Origin of the sequence: Comamonas sp. B21-038, assembly GCF_022387135.1 — a bacterium.
GTDB classification, from domain to species: domain Bacteria; phylum Pseudomonadota; class Gammaproteobacteria; order Burkholderiales; family Burkholderiaceae_C; genus Comamonas; species Comamonas sediminis.
The window spans coordinates 2381575-2398347 of sequence record NZ_CP092462.1 but is presented as its reverse complement, the minus strand read 5'-3'; the positions used below and the strand labels follow the sequence as shown (position 1 = coordinate 2398347).

The following is a 16773-nucleotide window of genomic DNA, read 5'->3' as shown; positions in this document are numbered from 1 at the left end:
TTGTTTTCAGCGCGTCGCTGGTGCCTGGGGCGGCAGGTTCAAAAGGGCAGGCTGGCGCGTTCAGCGCAGCGCCTGCGCCGGATGGAGCCGGATGGCACCGGCAAAGCCATGTTCGACGCGCGAGAAAGGACGGCCGCTCGTCAGAACGCGCGGCCGTGCCGTCCAGGCGATATGGGCGCCCAGTGCTTCCAGCCTGTCCACCAGCGCCTGGTCTTCGCCGCATTCGCGGGCATCAAAACCCCCGGCCTGCAGGTAACAGCTGGCAGACAGCGCGAGATTGGCGCCGTGCACATGCCGGTGCCCTTCGCGGTCCTGGTAACTGGCTTCGAAGCGGCTGCGCGCGGCCTGGGCCTGCAGCCCATGGGCGGCCCAGCTGTCGACCTCGACCGTGCCGCAGACGACATCGGCGCCCAGCGAAAGTTGCGCTGCGAGCCAGTCGGGTGCGACACAGGTGTCCGCGTCGGTGAAGGCCAGCCAGCGGGCCTGGTGGTGCAGCAGATGGCGGGCGCCTGCGGCCCGGGCACGGCCGACGTTGTGTGCGTCCACTGACAAGGCGATGACCGGCCATTTCGCCACCAACGCAGCGGTGCCGTCCGTGCAACTGTCGAGCACGACCACTACCTTGACAGCTTCGCCGCCCAGGTCGGGGTGCGCGGCCGCCGTCAGGACGCTGTGCAGGCAGGCCTCCACCAGGTCCTCTTCGTCATGTGCAGGTATACAGATGCCAATCATGGTGTGCCCTCTAGAGTTTTTCCCAGACGTCCAGCAAGAAATCGGGTTCGCGGTGCTCAACCAGGCTGCGCAGCGCGGTATTGGCGCCCATCTGCGCATGCAGCGTGTCTGCGGCCTGTAACAGGTCAGCGGCCTCGTGGCGCCAGTGGCACATCAGCCAATGGCCGCCGGGCGCCAGCGATTGCAGGCAGCGCTCGCTGAAAAGCCCCAGCTCCGAGTCGCTGAGGTAATAAGCCAGTTCGGACACCACCAGCAGGTCAAAGCCGCCTTCGGGCACCTGCGGCCACTGCCGGGGCACCTCCAGCTTTTGCAGATGCAGGTCCCGCCGGCTTTCGCGCTGGATGCGCGCATTGCACAGCAGGATCGCGGACTCGGAGAAGTCGGCGGCGACCAGCTGGTCGCAGCGGTCCAGCAGCGCTATCGTCATTTCACCATTGCCGCAGCCTGGCTCGAACGCGTGGCGGTAGCGCTCGCGCGGAAGCGCAGCCAGCAGCAACTGCCGTTTGCGCCGCTCGTACCACGCGGTTTGCACGTTCCAGGGATCCGCACAGGCCTGGTACAAAGACTCAAAATGCTGGCGCTGGCTCATCGCAGTACCACCTCGAAGTTGCGCAGCAGGCGCGCCGTGGCCCAGCGGGGCAGGATGGCAGGCCGGCCGGTCGACGGATCGGGCAGAAGCTGGGTGCGGAAGCAGGACACGGCCAGGCATTTGCGGTCCAGCTGCTCAGCGCTGAGCGGAATGCGCACGGCCTGCTGCCAGGGAACCCGCACATCGCCCGGGCTGGCCCAGTGCCAGGTCCAGATCGGCACCTCGAACCGGCGGCTGCCGACTTCCTGGGCCGCCGCAGCGCAGGCCTCGCCGGTCGCCTCGTGGTCAGGGTGGCCGTCGTAGCGCCAGGGGCAGAACACCGCATCGGTCGGCCGCAGCAGTTGCTGCAGGCGCGACTCCAGCTGGGGCTGGTGGTCCTGCACCTGGCCGTCGGGAATGCGCAGGTGGATGATCTGGCTGCCGGGGCATAGCAGCGCCAGTGCCTGCGCGCTTTCCCGCTCGCGGGCCTGGGCCAGCTGGTCGGGCGTCCACAGGCGCGAACCAGGGTGGCTGGCCTCGCCGGAGGTGACGGCGATCACCGTGCAGGGCAATCCGCTATCGGCACAGTGCTGCATGATGCCGGCGGTCGCCAGGATTTCATCATCGGGATGGGGGGAGACGATGACCACCCGCTGGCAGCCTTGCAGCAGACCGGACAAGGGATCGTCGGCCAGCGGTGCCTGGGCCAGCCAGGGCTGCCACTGCAGTTCAGGTGTGCCTTCGCCGAAAATCTCACGGGATATCAGAGCTTCCATGGAAGGGTGTCTTTCTGTTCGGTAATGGATTGGCCCAGCGCTGCCAGATCGCGCTCGGCATGGCTTTGGCGGATGAAGATCGGCAGATCGGCAAGCAGCAGCGCCAGCTGGCGGTCCTTGCACAGCGGCCCCGGGCCCAGCGCGCGCGGCACACGCCGCAACACCTGCTGCGCCGCCGACTCGGCCGCCAGACGGGTGCGATTGACCTCCAGGTGCCAGCCCTGGTCAGGACGGGTGTCGATGCGGGCGGCAGTGGCGCGCAGCAGCGCAGCGGTACTGCTGAGTGCGACATCGACCGCACCGAGGTGTGCCAGCGCATGCGGGTCTTCGCTGGTGCAGGCGCTGGCAAGCAGGTAGTCGGCGATGCGGGTGCTGGCGCCATACCAGCAGGCCGCAACGCCGGCGCCCCCATGGGTGAAACCGGGGCGGGCCAGGTAGTCGCCGGGCTTGCCGACCAGCGTGCCCGATGCGTTCTTCAAGCGCACATCGACGCTGGCGCTGGCGGCCATGCCGACGGCTTCCCAGCCATCGCCGGTAACCTCGACACCTGGCTGGTCCAGTGCGACCGCCACCAGGCAGCGTTTCGCGCCGGGAAGCCAGGCGGTGATCAGCGCATGGTCCACACTGCGTGCGCCGGAGCACCAGGCCTTGGTGCCCGACAACTGGACCGGGCTTCCGGGATCGAGGCGATGGACGGTGTTCAGCGGCGTTGCCTGCACCTGGTTGCCGGGCGGCTCTGCGCCCCATACGGCCCAGGTCTGGTTGCCCGCCAGGGCCGTGGCGCCCAGTTCGGCGAGAATCGCCAGCGCATCGGTATGGCCTTCATAGAGTTTAGCCAGGCTCAAATTGCAGGCGGCTACGCTCGCCAGCGCTTGCCAGCGGCTCAGTGTCTGGCCATGGCCGGGCAGCGGCAACTGGTCCAGCTGCTGGTCGATCAGCGCACGCAGCTGGGCCATGGGTTCCGCCTGGGGCATGCGGTCCAAGAGGTCGGATATATCGTCGGAATCAATCATTGTGAGGCCGCCCCGTTGCGGCACCGGACAGGGGCCGCACAGCGGGGGCGGGGGCTGGAAACATGCACATCCATGTATCCTGCATGGCATACCGCGTGGACGTGGAAGGACGGCCCACCGACTCCTTGTCAGTGCCGGCTGACCGCGGTGGCATGGCGCTCGAAGGCGTAGCGCGCGGGAGGCGGCATGCCGAACGTCGTGGGCCGCGCAAGCGCTGCCAAGAAACGCTTGCACCACCAATGCACATCCTGGGCCTGGATGCGCGCCAGCAGCCGCCGGTGGCGGTCAAGGCGTTCGTCCAGCGGCATCTGCAGCGCCTGGTCGATGGTGTTGGCCGTCGTATGAATGTCGTAGGGGTTGACGAGCAGCGCTTCCTGCAGCTGCTCAGCCGCCCCGGCAAAGCGGGACAGCACCAGCACACCGGGGTCGTCCGGATCCTGGGCGGCAACAAACTCCTTGGCGACCAGGTTCATGCCGTCGCGCAACGGGGTGACCAGGCCGACAGCGGCGGCGCGGCACAGACCCGCCAGGTGGGCGCGGGTCAGCACCTGGTGGATGTAGCGTACCGGCATCCAGTCGAGCTCACCGAAGTCGCCATTGATGGCCCCGCACAAGGTCTCGAGCCGTGCCCGTATCTCCGCATAGGCCTGCACGCTTTCGCGGGTGGGCGAGCCGATCTGCACCAGCGTGGCACTGCGCCGGTGCTGCGGATGGCGGGCCAGCAGATCGCGGAAGGCGCAGATGCGCTCGGGCAGGCCCTTGGAGTAGTCGAGCCGGTCGATGCCGAGCACCAGCCGGCGCTGGCTGTATTCGCGTTGCATCGTCGCATGGACCTGCAGCGCCTCGCTGGTCGTGGTCAGCGACGCAAAGGCCTGGGCATCGATGCCGATCGGGAACGACTCGCACCGGGTGCGTTTGCCAAAAGCCTGGAAGTGGCCGCCAGGCCGTGCCTGGCCGCGCGCCTGGTCAACCACATAGCTGCTGAAATGCCGCAGGTCCTGTTTGCTCTGCAGCCCCACCAGGTCATAGGTCATCAGGGACTGCATCAGTGCCTCGTGCTGCGGCAGCGCCATGAAGATGACCGGTGGCGGAAACGGGATGTGCAAAAAGAAGCCGATCCGCTGGCGGCAGCCCAGCGCCCGCAACTCCGCTGCCAGGCCGATCAGGTGGTAGTCATGCACCCAGACCACGTCGTCCTCCTGCAGCAGCGGCAGCAGCTGCCGGGCGAACTGCTGGTTGACGCGGCGGTAGCCATCCCAGTAGCCCGCGTCGAAGGCCGCCAGATCGAGCCGGTTGTGGAACACCGGCCAGAGCATGTTGTTGCAGTAACCGGCGTAGTGGCTGTCATGGTCCTGGCGGCGCAGCTCGGTGGTGACCCGGGTCACGTCATGCCACTGTTCGCAGTGCATCTGCGGCGTGTCGCTGTCGGTGACGGCACCGCTCCACCCAAACCAGAGGCCGCCCTGGCGCTGCAGCGCCTCTTCCAGCGCCACCGCGAGCCCGCCCGGCGCAGTGTCATGCGGGTCTGCGACGCGGTTGGAGACAATGACCAGGCGGCTCATACGCGCGCCTCCAGGCTGTGCCGCGCAGTGAGCTGCGCACTGGCGGTATGCAGCCAGGCATGGACCTGGGGTACGCGGCCGAGCCGATAGCGGGCGCAGCTGGCGCCGGGCCCGACCTTGATGGCCACCCCTTGCTGCTGCTGGACCACTGAAAAACCGGTTTCATCCGTCACATCATCTCCTGCAAAGCAGGCCGTGCGGCCTGCAAATGGTGCCTCTTGCATGAACGCCGCAATGGCGGCGCCTTTGTTGATGCCTGCCGGCAGGGCCTCGATCACGCATTTGCCACGCACCAGCACCCAGTCGGGGCGGCCTGCGACGGCTGCCTCCAGCACACGCAGGCATTGCTGCTCGAGGGTGGGATCGCGGCGGTAGTGCAGCGCCACACCGCTGGGTTTGGGCTCCACCAACAACGCAGGGTGGCGCGCGGCCAGTTGCCAACAGGCAGTAGCGATGTGCTCCAGACCATCGCCCAATAGTTGGCTTTGCTGCCCATTTGCCCGCCTGCGCTCGGCACCATGGCTGCCTGCGCAGGGCAGGCGCAGCGGATGGACATACCGGTCAACGGCGGCAATCTCGCGGCCGGAGATGATCGCCACAGCGCCGCCCAGCACGGTCTGCAACTGCTCCAGCAGCGGCACCAGACCCGGCGGCACGACGATGCTGTCGGGCGTTGCAGCCAGCGGCACCAAGGTGCCATCGAAGTCAAGGAAAAGCGCCATATCCGGCTGCGGATAGGGCGGCATCAGCGGGTCAGTGGGCATCACAGCCTTTTGCAACAGGTTCAGGAACGGCGCGAGGGGATATCAGGGATCTAATGGCTCGGGGCTCACGACCCGCTCCGCTTCAGGGTCCTGCGGAATGTCGGGCTCGTTGTCCGGGGAGAAGGGCGGGTGGGGCGGGTCATCGCCGGGCTCGGGCGTCAGCGGCTCCTGCTCGGGATACGGTTCGCCGACCGGGTCCATCGATTCGTCTTCGGGGAAATTCCGGGGTTCGCCGGTGGGTTGGGCAGTGGCCATGGTGCGCTCCTCAAATCAATGGTGGATGGTCCAACGGTCAGCGCCGCCACGGGCGGGGACCGCATGTCCTGTAGATTGACCCGGCCAGCGCCGCAGGTCTGTAGGATTTGTGCGCCCGCGCTTGGAGTCCTGCGGGCGCGTTACTGCGCCGTGCAGCGTGGTGGCTGTGATGGCCTCGCCAGGCTTGTGGGACCTCTCCGGCAGGCCCGTCGTCCCGCGTCTGCTGCGCAAGTTGTCATTTCCTCTCACGGGGTTCGGGGCCAGACGTTCACACTGGAGCGAACCACAGGAGGCAGGCATGAAAGACCAGCAAGGGAACGCTCCAACATCGACACGCACCATCTGGAAAGGCGCCATCAGCTTTGGGCTGGTGCATGTGCCGATCGGCCTGTACACGGCCACGCGCGACTCGGGCATTGACTTTGACTGGCTCGACAAGCGCTCGATGGAGCCGGTGGGCTACAAACGCATCAACAAGCGAACCGGCAAGGAGATCGCGAGCAGCGACATCGTCAAGGGCGTCGAGTATGAGGACGGACGCTATGTGATCCTGAGTGCTGAGGAGATCAGCGCGGCGTTTCCGAAGACGACGCAGACCATCGAGATCGAGGCCTTTGTCGATGCCGACGAGATTCCGCTTATTTATCTGGAGCGGCCCTATTACACGGCGCCGCTCAAGCGCGGCGAGAAGGTCTACGCGCTGTTGCGCGAAGCGCTGCGCAAGACCAACAAGGTGGGCGTGGCCAAGGTGGTGATCCAGACCAAGCAGCACCTGGCGGTGCTGGTGCCCTGCGGGCGGGCGCTGGTGCTGAACCTGCTGCGCTGGGGCGGCGATATCCGCTCGTTCGAACAGCTCGATCTGCCGCCGATGACCGCCAAGGCGGCGGGCATTTCCAGCACCGAGATGGACATGGCGGTCGCGTTGATCGAGGACAAGGCCCAGGCCTGGAATGCCGATGACTTCCGCAACTCGTTCTCGGAGGAGATCCACAAGCTGATCGACGCCAAGGTCAAATCGGGCGATGTCGAAGAGGTCGCCAAGGTGGAGCAGAAGCCCGAGCTGTCGGCAGGCGCCGAGATTCTGGACCTGACGGCCTTGCTCAAGCGCAGCCTGGCCGGTGGAGCGGGCGCCAAAACCGGCGGGGATTCCAAGCCTGCGCCGGCGGCGTCCAAACCCAAGGCGGCGCCGGCAAAGAAGAAGGCAGCCACGGCCACCCAGTCTGCCCGCGCTGCAAGCAAGGGCCGGGCCGGCACTGCGAAGGCATCCAAGACTTCCAAGACGGCCAAGGCTGCGCCAAGGCGCCGCAGCGCCTGAGCTGCTGGTAGGAGGATTTCAGCATGCCCAGCTCCTTGTCCAAATACCAGAGCAAGCGCAATTTCGCGGTCACGCCCGAGCCGGCCGAGGGCGGTGAACCGGTCGCCGGCCAGCTGCAGTTCGTCATCCAGAAACACTGGGCCAGCCATCTGCACTACGACCTGCGGCTGGAGCTCGACGGCGTGATGAAAAGCTGGGCGGTGCCCAAGGGGCCAAGCCTCGACCCCAGCCACAAGCGTATGGCTGTACAGGTGGAAGACCACCCCATTTCCTACAACCGTTTTGAAGGCCAGATTCCCGCAGGCAACTATGGCGCAGGCAAGGTCATCGTCTGGGACAAGGGCCTGTGGACGCCGCTGGCCGACCCGATGGAGGGCTACCGCAAAGGCAAGCTGCACTTTGAGTTGCAAGGCCACAAGCTGCAAGGCCGCTGGACCCTCGTGCGCATGAAGGGCAAGGAGAGCGACCGGCAGCCGCCCTGGCTGCTGATCAAGGAGGCGGACGACTTTGCCCGCAGTGCCGAGGAGTTTGAGGTGGTCGAGGCCCAGCCCGACAGCGTGGCAGGCCTGGCGCCGCCGCTGCCGCCTGCCCAGGCCCCAGGGCGTGCAACGCCCGCTGTTCCGGCAAAGCCCAAGGCCAAGGCGAAGGTGAAGGTGAAGGCGACGGCGAGTACCAGGACCAAGACATCGCCGCTGCCCAAGACCTTGGAGCCCCAGCTGGCCGTGCTGGTTGATGCCCCGCCTGCCGACGCCGAGCATTGGGCCTGGGAACTCAAGTTTGACGGCTACCGCATGGTGGCGCGGAAAAAGGGTGCGCAGGTTCAGCTGTGGACGCGCAATGGCAAGGACTGGACGGCGAAGATGCCCGGCCTGGCGCAAGCGCTGGGCCGGCTGCCGCTTGCCGATGCCTGGCTGGATGGGGAAGTGGTGGCACTCAATGCCCAGGGGCTGCCCGATTTTCAGCTGCTGCAAAATGCGTTCGATGGCAGCGCCCAGACCCCGCTGGTCTACTACCTGTTTGACCTGGCCTTTGCCGATGGCCAGGATTTGCGCGGACAGCCCTGGCAGGCGCGGCGCGAGACCTTGCAGGCGGCGCTGCAGTCCAGCGAGCAACTGGGCGACGCGATTCGCCTCAGTGAGGCTTTCGCAGGGGATGCGGCGCAGCTGCTGGCCTCGTCCTGCGCGTTGGGCATGGAGGGCATCATCGGCAAACGCAAGGATGCCGCCTACCACGCGGGACGCACGGCCGACTGGATCAAGCTCAAATGCCAGAAGCGGCAGGAGTTCGTCATTGGCGGCTACACCATTCCCAAGGGATCGCGCACCGGGCTGGGCTCGCTGTTGCTGGGTGTGCATGATGGCCAAGGGCGGCTGGTCTATGCCGGCAATGTCGGCACCGGCTTCAATGAGGCCAGCCTGCGCGAGCTGACCCGGCAGCTCGAGCGCATCCAGGTGCGCATCTGCCCCTTTGCAGATCCTGAGCGCATTGACTACCAGGCGCAGTGGGTCAAGCCCATGCTGGTCGCCGAAGTCGCGTTTGCCGGGTGGACGGCACAAGGCCGGGTGCGCCAGGCAGTTTTCCATGGATTGCGGCAGGACAAGCCTGCGCGCCAGATCACCAGGGAGGATAGTGCGACGATGCCCCCAACGCAAAAAGCAAAGCCTGCGCCCGCTGCAGCGATCGAGGTCAGCCACCCGGAGCGCGTGATGGACGCCTCCACCGGTGTGACCAAGCTGGACCTGGTGCGCTATTACGAGCGGGTCGGCCCGCTGATGATGCCGCACCTCAAAGGCCGGCCCACGTCGCTGATGCGCACGCCCGACGGCGTGGCGGGCGAGCATTTCTTCCAAAAGCATCTGCAGACGCGCGAGATGGAGGGAATCGTTCAGCTGCCCCAGTCGCTGGATCCGGAGCATCCGCCGCTGCTGAGCATTGCCAGCATCCAGGGCCTGCTGCAGGCGGCACAGTTCAATGTGGTCGAGTTTCACACCTGGAATGCCCAGCGCGACAAGATCTTGCGGCCTGACCGCATGACCTTTGATCTGGACCCCGGCGAGGGCGTGCCCTGGTCTGCGGTGCAGGAGGGCGCAGAACTGGTGCGGGTGCTGCTGCAGGAGCTGGGGCTGTCTGCTTTCTTGAAGACCAGCGGCGGCAAGGGCCTGCATGTGGTGGTTCCGATCCAGCGGCGCCATGACTGGGACACCGTCAAGGGTTTCTCCAAGGCGATCGTGCAGCATCTGGGCGAGACCATCGCGCAGCGCTTTGTCGCGAAAAGCGGGCCCAGCAACCGCAAAGGCAAGATCTTTGTTGACTACCTGCGCAATGGCTGGGGCGCGACCACGGTCAGCGCCTGGTCGGCACGGGCGCGGCCCGGGATGGGGGTGTCGGTACCTATCGAATGGGCTGAGCTGGATCGGGTCTCGAGCGGCGCGCACTGGTCCATCACCTCGGTGGAAGAGCGTTTTCGCAAGGGCAATGCACCCTGGGATGGCTACAGCGCCGCAGCCGTGTCGATCACCGCAGCGATGAAGCAGCTCGGCTATTCGGCCGAGCATTCCGCAGCCCAGCGCTAACGATGCCAGCGCGCGCCGAGCAGCCGGTCTTTCGGCTGTTGAATGGATATTGAAATGGCTATCCGTCAGTCAAATAACTGCGCAGCGCTTTCCGATGGGCCTGTAGGAATTTATGGGTTCTCTCTGTAATTTAGTGTTTTCTGACTAGAAATTCTTGGTAGTTTTGTTACAGTTTCTGCACCATAAAGCATTGGAGGCCAGAGATGTCTACGCAAACCGGAAACGACCAGGAAAAAGATGCCTATCTGGACACCCTGAAAGCCCAGGGTGCGGAGCTGCTGGCTGAGTTGCCGGCCGAAGGTACGATTGAACACGCCCGCCTGTCGCTGATCGACGCCAAAATCGAGCAGCTGACCCGGCCGATTACCGCCGGCAGCTGGAAGCTGCCCGACGAGTGAGCCGGGCACCGGTGCCAGGCACCGGTGGCCAGCGTGGGTATATGTAAAAGAACTTTGCAATCTGCTTGAAAAGCGTTAAGGTAAATAACCTGAATATATAAACACTTTTGCATCGTTTATGCTCGGGTGGAAAGGGGGTCTGATGCGACAAGCACAGGACCTGCTTGTGACTACACAGGCGCAGTACGAGCGTTTGGAACTGGAAGTGATTGGTTTGCGGGACCTGGAGCCCCTGTTGGGCTCGCCGCAATATGATCGTCTGCAGGATGTGGAATTGGCACTGAAGCATTACCAAGCGCAATTTCGCCGCTAAGCGACACGACATAAAGCCCGCATTTGCGGGCTTTTTCATGCGTGCCTGAGACAGGCTGCCGCACAGGCGTTATTGCTGCTGCGACTGCTCTTGCTGGCGCTGGTTCTGTTCGCGGCCTTGTTGCTGCTGCTGCGCAGGGCGTTGCTGGTTTTGCTGGTCCTGCTGCTTTTCTGCAGGTTGCTGGCCATTGGGGTTCTGGTTGGGTTGCTGCTGGTAGGTCATTCGGGGTCTCCTGAAAGTGGAATCACAGCATCTGTTTCGCTGCCCTGTCAGGTTAAGGCTGCCAGGCCCTGGGGACTGTAGTCGGGTTGCTTGCAAGGTTGTAGTGGCCGGCGGTGCGCTGCCGTCAACGCAGCGCCCGGCGGTTTGACTGTCTGGTCAGACAGCAGGGCTGCGTTTCATCGGCCTTGGTAACAAGCTAGGATTGGATGCTGTCCGCCCACGTCCTGCTGGGTTTGTGCATGGGGAGCTGGCGGTAGCGGGTGGATTGGCGACGCACTTGGTGCTAGCAGCGGCGGTGGGCTGGCGACGTCCATCATCGTTGGGGGGCGTGGACTAGATGAGCTGGATGATGGAGGCCGCGGCAGCGCTGTATGTCGGGATGCTCAACACCGGCATTGCGAGGGCAGGTGGTGCATGGCGGGGGTCTGCAGGCCAATCATTGGCTGGCAACGGCTTGGGCTGCATTGGCGCTGTTGCTGATCCTGGGCCCGGCGATGGCCCGGCGTGGTGCAGAGTCAACAAGCAAGGCCTCTACCAACGCAGAGCCCAGTGAGCCCAAGTTGAACTAATTTCATTAAATTTATCAATAATCAAAAACGAATAGAAATTAACGATAAATAAAGATTAGAGTCATGCCTTGCAGCGCAATGCCGCTAGTTTCGGGATTCTCTATAACTTCAGATTCTTTTTAAAACGTAACCGAGACCCTCTGTGCTGCTATTGATTTAATAGCTTCAATCATCTTCCCCAGTCTGCCGGGACTAGATCATTCAAGAATTTCAAATGCCTATTGACTATGACCCGAGTGCTGATTGTGGAAGACAACCCCGAGCTGGTGGGCTGTCTGTATGCCTTTTTGGAGCCGCTGGGCTATGTGCTGGACGATGCCCGCGATGGGCTGACAGGGCTCAGGACGGCGACCCAGAATGACTACGACGCTGTCTTGCTGGATGTGACGCTGCCGCAACTCGACGGTCTCGCGCTGTGCCGAAGGTTGCGCCAAGAGTTCCAAAACCCGGTTCCGGTGCTGATGCTCACGGCGCAGGCCAGCGTCGATGACCGCGTGCGCGGCTTGGCACAAGGGGCCGATGACTACCTCGTCAAACCCTTCTCTTTGCAAGAGCTGCATGCCCGTATCCAGGCCATAGTGCGCCGCGCCCAGTGCCGGCTGGTGCAAGGCAGCTTGGTCTGGGAGGATTTGACGGTGGACACCCAATTGCCGCAAGCCTGGCGGCAGGGCCAGCACATCAGCCTGACGCCAACGACCCATAAGCTGCTGCTCTGCCTGATGCGCACGGCACCGGCTGTGGTCCGAAAGCAGGAGATGGTCTACCTGCTTTGGGGTGATGAGCCCCCCGCAAGTGATGCCTTGCGCACCCATATCCATGATCTGCGCCAGCAGATTGGCAGGAACTTCTCATCGGCTCTTATCAAAACCGTGCACGGCATCGGCTGGAGCCTGGACCGGGGCCAGGACGCGGCATAGCCCTGATCGATTGCCGAGGAGGTGGTCAGCATGATGCGTTTTGCCAACCAGATGACGCTAAAAGTGCGCATCACATGCGGCATTGTCCTGTTGATGTTGGCGGCACTGGCCCTGATCGCCGCTGCGGAGTGGCTGGATGCAGAGGCGCGGAAAGAATGCATCATCTCGGAGCATTTGCACCAGGAGAAGGACCGTATCCAGCGTGCGATGCAGCAGGGCAAGTCTCCCGTCATGGCCGATGACTACCAGCTCTATGACATGCGCAACGTGGCAGAGTCATTCAGGCACTATGGCGTGGGTTACCACAAAGTTGACGGAAGCCGCTGGCACCTGTTGGTATTTGACATCCAGGGGCAGCCGTACTTCCTCGTTCATACCGATGCTCGGCGCAGCTATTTTGAACGCGTTATTGCAGGATATGCCTTGCTGGCTATCGTGCTGTGCCTGCTGGGCGCAGCGTGGGCAGGCCATTGGGTATCCAAGCGAGCCGTGGCGCCCATCAGCGATCTGGTTTATGCCCTGCAGCGCAAGCAAAAGTCGTTTCCATTTCTCCATGAAACCCATGAAATTGGGGTGCTGGCGCGCGCCATTGCACAACGCCAGCAGGAGGCCGAACAGTTTCTACAGCGTGAGCAGTGCTTTGTGAGTGATGCCAGCCATGAGTTGCGCACGTCGCTGGCGATTGTTGCTTGTGCAGCGGAGACACTCGTGTACCAACTGCCTCAGGACAGTGCCCTGACTGCCAGCGCTGCGCGCATTGTGCGCACGGCGCAAGAGATGGAGTTGCAGCTGGAGAGCTATTTGCTGCTATCTCGGGAGCCGCAAAAGCTGTCGCGCACTGTCCTCCCTCTGCTTCCCTTAGTGCAAGATTGCGTAGACCGCTGCCAGCCCTGGGTGGCCGATAAACCTCTCTTGCTGGTACTGGATGTATTGGCGGAGGCGCGAACCAGCGCCAACGCTGAATTGGTGCGCAGCGTGGTCTGGAATTTGGTGCGCAATGCTTGCCAATACACCAGCTGTGGAGAAGTGCGTATTACCCTCAGTGCGCGCAGCCTGGTGGTCTCCGACACCGGGCCAGGCTTGCCTGCAGGTATGGACACGCATCATTTTGAGCGTTTTGCGCCCAGCGCAAGCGCCCGTGGGCAAGGACTGGGTCTGTCGATCGCGCAACGCATGGTGGCCCACCTGGGCTGGCGTATGGTGGTGCACAGCAGCAGCCGAGGTTGTCGCTTTGGTCTGGAGTGGTAGAGGGCGTGCTTGGGCTCACATCCCTCAAAAGCCGGGAGCGTTGGCAGCCACACGGCAAGGCGAGAACAGGTCGAGATGCGGCTGGTAGACACTGGTTTCGATGTTGAAGAGCCCCAGCATGGAGTGGTAGAAATGGTCGTGGCTGTAGTGCGCGCTGTCCGCATTCTGGCGCAGGCAGGAGACATCCACTTGGCTGCTCTTGGCGAATTCTGGTGAGAGCCACATCACCAGCGGCACATGGGTCTGCTCTTTAGGGGCAATGATGTAAGGAGTGCCGTGCAAATACATGCCCTTTTCTCCCAGTGATTCACCATGGTCCGAGAGGTAGACCATCGCCACATCGCGCACCATCGCATGCCGTTGCAGCAGTGCAATCGCCTTGCTCAGTTTGCGGTCGGTGTAGACCAGTGTGTTGTCGTAGGTGTTGGTAAGCGCTTCGTTGCTGCAATTCTGAATCTGATTGCTATTGCAGACAGGATGAAAGCTGGCGGTTTCTGCAGGGAAGCGCTCAAAATACGTCGGGCCATGGCTGCCCAGCTGGTGCAGCACGATCAGCGCATCTCCTTGCAGCGCTTGGATGCGGGCGTCCAGCTCGTGCAGCAGCACATCGTCATAGCAGGTGCCATCCTTGTTGACGCAAAGCCCGGCCACCTTCACTTTGGGCATGTTGTCGGTGGGCACGCGCGCGCAGACCCCTTTGCAACCACCGTTGTTGTTGTTGCGCCATAAAACGTCCACGCCGGTGCGTTGCAGCACATCGAGCAGGTTCTCTTCGGTCGCTGCGCGGACCTGGTCGAACTGCTGCCGGCTCAGGCGCGAAAACATGCAAGGCAGCGACACGGCGGTGGACGTGCCGCAGGAAGACACATTTTTGAAGCTGATGATGTCATCTCTTTGAGAGAGCTCAGGGTTTGTCGCGCGCGGGTAGCCGTTGAGCTGGAAGTTCTGCGCGCGCGCTGTCTCGCCGATGACGGCAATGACGAGCTTGGGTCGGCTGTCGGCGGCGCTTTGTGTGCGCCGTGCATCCTCTGCCACGGTCCGGATCGGTTGGGAGCGTGCCTGGTGCTTGCGCTTGAGGTAGCTGTTGGTGTTGTGGACGAAGTTGAAGAAGAGGACCTGGCTTCGGATTTCCTGGTTGTTGCGAAGCAGTGATGCGTAGTCTTTGTAGAACAGCATGGCCAGCGTTGCCAGCATGGTGGCTGCCACCACCACATTGCCCAGCCACCAAAAGGCAGTGTGCCAGCAGCTGGGCAGGCTTTTGCTCGGGATCGACACCATCAGTGCTGCGGGCAGTACGCCGAGTACAACGATGGTGAGCAGCAGGGAAATGGAGAAATAGGAGCTGAACTCCGCCTGGTTGGTCTCAAAGAAGTTCTGAACCATGCTGCGGTCGATGAGCACCTGGTAGTGGTACATGAAGTAACTACAGCTTGCGCTGACCACCACCAAGCACACCAGGATGGGCTTGCGCACATAGGGCAGCGCCAGCACAGGCGAGAGCAATAGATTCAAAAAGCAGAAAAGGAAAACAGGCAGGCTGAGGAAGAACAGCAGGCTGTGCAGGCTGTTGACTTCCACCTTCGCGAACAAGGTTTGCCACAGCACCAGGTTTCCCAACGTGGTAAAGAAAAGAGCGGCGACCCAGCTGAGCTGCACCGGGTTCAATCGTATGGAGGTAAAAGGTCTTGGCACGCACAGGTTCCTGGGAATAAACGGTGTGTGCAGTGTCAAAAACCAAGTGTCAGAAAGTTGTTAAGCATCACGCGGCGTGGCAACTATGCACGCAGCCTCTTGACGGCACCCGGACACGCTGGCAATACCTCCATAGTCACTGAGCAAATATGCTAAGTAGATTTAATTCGTTTTCGCGGCGTGGGCCCCTGCGCACAATCGCAGCTCTCCCCCGGGCGCCTTTGCGTCCGGGGCTGTGTCCGAGAGATGATGGTTTTTATGCAAGCACTGAGTCCCCTGTCCGTGAAAGCCCTGTTGGCGGACGGCAAAGAGTTCGCGTTTCTGGATGTGCGCGAAGCTGGTGAGTTTGGGGAGGGGCATCCGTTCCTGGCGATTCCGCTGGCCTATAGCCGGCTGGAAGCCGATATCGACCGCCTCGTGCCCAGGCGGTCCACCCGCATCATCCTGATCGATGGCGGCAACGGCGTTGCCCGCCGCGCTGCAGAGGCCCTGGCCGCATGGGGTTACAGCGATCTGTCCATCACCGAGGGCGGGGTGGCTGCCTGGCAGGCCGCTGGCCTGGTGCTGTTCAAGGGGGTCAACCTGCCTTCCAAAACCTTTGGTGAGCTGGCCGAGGCCGCGCTGGGCACGCCCCATATCAGCGCGCGGCAGCTGCAGCAATGGCAGGCATCTGGCCACCCGCTGGTGGTACTGGATGGCAGGCCGCTGGCTGAGTTCAACAAGATGAGCATTCCCGGCGCGATCAGCTGTCCCAATGGGGAGCTGGCGCTGCGCCATGCAGACCTGATACCCGATGCGCAAACCACGGTGGTGGTCAACTGCGCAGGCCGCACCCGCTCCATTGTGGGCGCGCAGACCCTGCGCGATCTGGGCCTGCCCAACCCCATCTATGCGCTGGAAAACGGCACCCAGGGCTGGTATCTGAACGACCTGCCGCTCGACCATGGCCAAAGCCGCAGCTACCCCGAACACCGCCGTGCACCGGCACCCGAGGTAGCGGCCCGTCTTGCCCAGCTGAGCGCCGAGCATGGGGTGGAGCGGATCGGCGCGGCTGGCCTGGCTGCCTGGCTGGCCGATCCGGAACGCACCACCTATCTGCTGGATGTGCGCTCGCCCGAAGAATTTGCTGCCAGCCCGATCGCCGGGGTGGCCCATGCGCCCGGCGGCCAGCTGGTGCAGGCCACCGACCAGTACCTGGGAACGCGCAATGCGCGCCTGGTGCTGGTGGATACCGACGGCCTGCGCGCGCCGATGACGGCGGTCTGGCTGCGCCGCCTGGGGCATGAGGCCTATCTGGCCACGCCCGATGCGCTGCCTGCCATCCCCGCAGTGCAGCCGGCCGCAGCGGCGTTGCCCCGCATCCGCAGTGCCGATCTGGCTGCAGACCTTGGCGCCTATGACCTGGTCGATTTGCGCGACAGCGCCAGCTACCGCGCTGGCCATATTGCGGGCGCGCGCTGGTCCATCCGGCCGCTGCTGCAGCGCAACGATGGTGCCCGTCCCACCGTGTTCATCACGGCGGAGCCAGCGCTGGCGGCCGCCGCGGCACGCGATGTGGGCGGCAACGCGCTGGTGCTGACCGAGGGGCCCGCGCAGTGGCGGCATGCGGGTCTGGAGGTGGTGGCCAGCGCCGATGTGCCCAGCGACGCCGAGCGCATCGACTACCTGTTTTTTGTGCATGACCGCCACAGCGGCAACAAGGCGGCCGCACAGGCCTACCTGGAATGGGAAACCGGCCTGCTCGCGCAGATCGATGCGCAGGAACGGGCGCTGTTCTGTTTGCGCTGATCCGCGCCTTCCATTGCCTGCATTCGCCAGGGGCCGTAGCGCGGCCCTTGGCAGCCTCTTTCTCCCTC

At 63.6% G+C, this 16773-nt stretch carries 16 protein-coding genes; 7 read left to right on the top strand and 9 right to left on the bottom strand.

What is annotated here, in order from left to right; all coding sequences use genetic code 11:
* Window positions 1-60: 60 nt before the first annotated feature.
* The 7 genes from MJ205_RS10920 to MJ205_RS10890 form a co-directional block, all read right to left on the bottom strand.
* Window positions 61-732, bottom strand: coding sequence for a glycosyltransferase (locus MJ205_RS10920; protein ID WP_239812460.1), 672 nt, complete (start codon window positions 730-732; stop codon window positions 61-63).
* 10 nt (window positions 733-742) lie between these two features.
* A complete protein-coding gene (locus tag MJ205_RS10915; protein ID WP_239812459.1) occupies window positions 743-1321 on the bottom strand; it encodes a methyltransferase domain-containing protein in 579 nt (192 codons plus the stop codon).
* Window positions 1318-2076, bottom strand: coding sequence for a PIG-L deacetylase family protein (locus MJ205_RS10910; protein ID WP_239812458.1), 759 nt, complete (start codon window positions 2074-2076; stop codon window positions 1318-1320). Before MJ205_RS10910 ends, MJ205_RS10915 begins: the two co-directional genes overlap by 4 nt.
* Window positions 2064-3050 (bottom strand): acyl-CoA dehydrogenase family protein, encoded by a 987-nt coding sequence (locus MJ205_RS10905; protein ID WP_239812457.1) that lies wholly within the window; start codon window positions 3048-3050, stop codon window positions 2064-2066. Before MJ205_RS10905 ends, MJ205_RS10910 begins: the two co-directional genes overlap by 13 nt.
* Before the next feature lie 167 nt (window positions 3051-3217).
* A complete protein-coding gene (locus tag MJ205_RS10900; RefSeq protein ID WP_239812456.1) occupies window positions 3218-4651 on the bottom strand; it encodes an alpha,alpha-trehalose-phosphate synthase (UDP-forming) in 1434 nt (477 codons plus the stop codon).
* Window positions 4648-5415 (bottom strand): trehalose-phosphatase, encoded by a 768-nt coding sequence (otsB, locus tag MJ205_RS10895; protein WP_239812455.1) that lies wholly within the window; start codon window positions 5413-5415, stop codon window positions 4648-4650. The genes MJ205_RS10900 and otsB overlap by 4 nt, the downstream gene beginning before the upstream one ends.
* Before the next feature lie 42 nt (window positions 5416-5457).
* Window positions 5458-5670: a hypothetical protein gene (locus MJ205_RS10890; RefSeq protein WP_239812454.1), complete on the bottom strand. Its 213-nt coding sequence runs from the start codon at window positions 5668-5670 to the stop codon at window positions 5458-5460.
* A gap of 298 nt (window positions 5671-5968) precedes the next feature.
* Here MJ205_RS10890 and ku point away from each other — a divergent pair, with 298 nt between their 5' ends.
* The 4 genes from ku to MJ205_RS10870 all read left to right on the top strand — a co-directional run bounded on the left by ku (window position 5969) and on the right by MJ205_RS10870 (window position 10269).
* Window positions 5969-6985, top strand: coding sequence for a non-homologous end joining protein Ku (gene ku, locus MJ205_RS10885; RefSeq protein WP_239812453.1), 1017 nt, complete (start codon window positions 5969-5971; stop codon window positions 6983-6985).
* Between the two features lie 23 nt (window positions 6986-7008).
* The gene (gene ligD, locus MJ205_RS10880; protein WP_239812452.1) at window positions 7009-9558 is read left to right on the top strand and encodes a DNA ligase D; all 2550 of its coding nucleotides are present in this window, start codon (window positions 7009-7011) and stop codon (window positions 9556-9558) included.
* A gap of 203 nt (window positions 9559-9761) precedes the next feature.
* The gene (locus MJ205_RS10875; protein WP_239812451.1) at window positions 9762-9956 is read left to right on the top strand and encodes a hypothetical protein; all 195 of its coding nucleotides are present in this window, start codon (window positions 9762-9764) and stop codon (window positions 9954-9956) included.
* A 142-nt stretch (window positions 9957-10098) separates the two neighbouring features.
* Window positions 10099-10269, top strand: a complete 171-nt coding sequence (locus tag MJ205_RS10870; protein ID WP_239812450.1) for a hypothetical protein — start codon at window positions 10099-10101, stop codon at window positions 10267-10269.
* Between the two features lie 69 nt (window positions 10270-10338).
* Here the strand turns inward: MJ205_RS10870 and MJ205_RS10865 are convergent, their stop codons facing one another.
* The gene (locus MJ205_RS10865) at window positions 10339-10491 is read right to left on the bottom strand and encodes a hypothetical protein (protein ID WP_239812449.1); all 153 of its coding nucleotides are present in this window, start codon (window positions 10489-10491) and stop codon (window positions 10339-10341) included.
* A gap of 796 nt (window positions 10492-11287) precedes the next feature.
* Between MJ205_RS10865 and MJ205_RS10860 the strand changes: the two genes are divergently transcribed.
* Window positions 11288-11977, top strand: a complete 690-nt coding sequence (locus MJ205_RS10860; RefSeq protein ID WP_239812448.1) for a response regulator transcription factor — start codon at window positions 11288-11290, stop codon at window positions 11975-11977.
* A 30-nt stretch (window positions 11978-12007) separates the two neighbouring features.
* Window positions 12008-13225, top strand: coding sequence for a sensor histidine kinase (locus MJ205_RS10855; protein ID WP_239812447.1), 1218 nt, complete (start codon window positions 12008-12010; stop codon window positions 13223-13225).
* A gap of 24 nt (window positions 13226-13249) precedes the next feature.
* On the opposite strand, the gene MJ205_RS10850 is transcribed toward MJ205_RS10855, so the two are convergent.
* Window positions 13250-14917 (bottom strand): phosphoethanolamine transferase, encoded by a 1668-nt coding sequence (locus MJ205_RS10850; RefSeq protein WP_239812446.1) that lies wholly within the window; start codon window positions 14915-14917, stop codon window positions 13250-13252.
* 246 nt (window positions 14918-15163) lie between these two features.
* Here MJ205_RS10850 and MJ205_RS10845 point away from each other — a divergent pair, with 246 nt between their 5' ends.
* Window positions 15164-16705, top strand: coding sequence for a rhodanese-like domain-containing protein (locus MJ205_RS10845; protein WP_239812445.1), 1542 nt, complete (start codon window positions 15164-15166; stop codon window positions 16703-16705).
* Window positions 16706-16773: the final 68 nt, after the last annotated feature.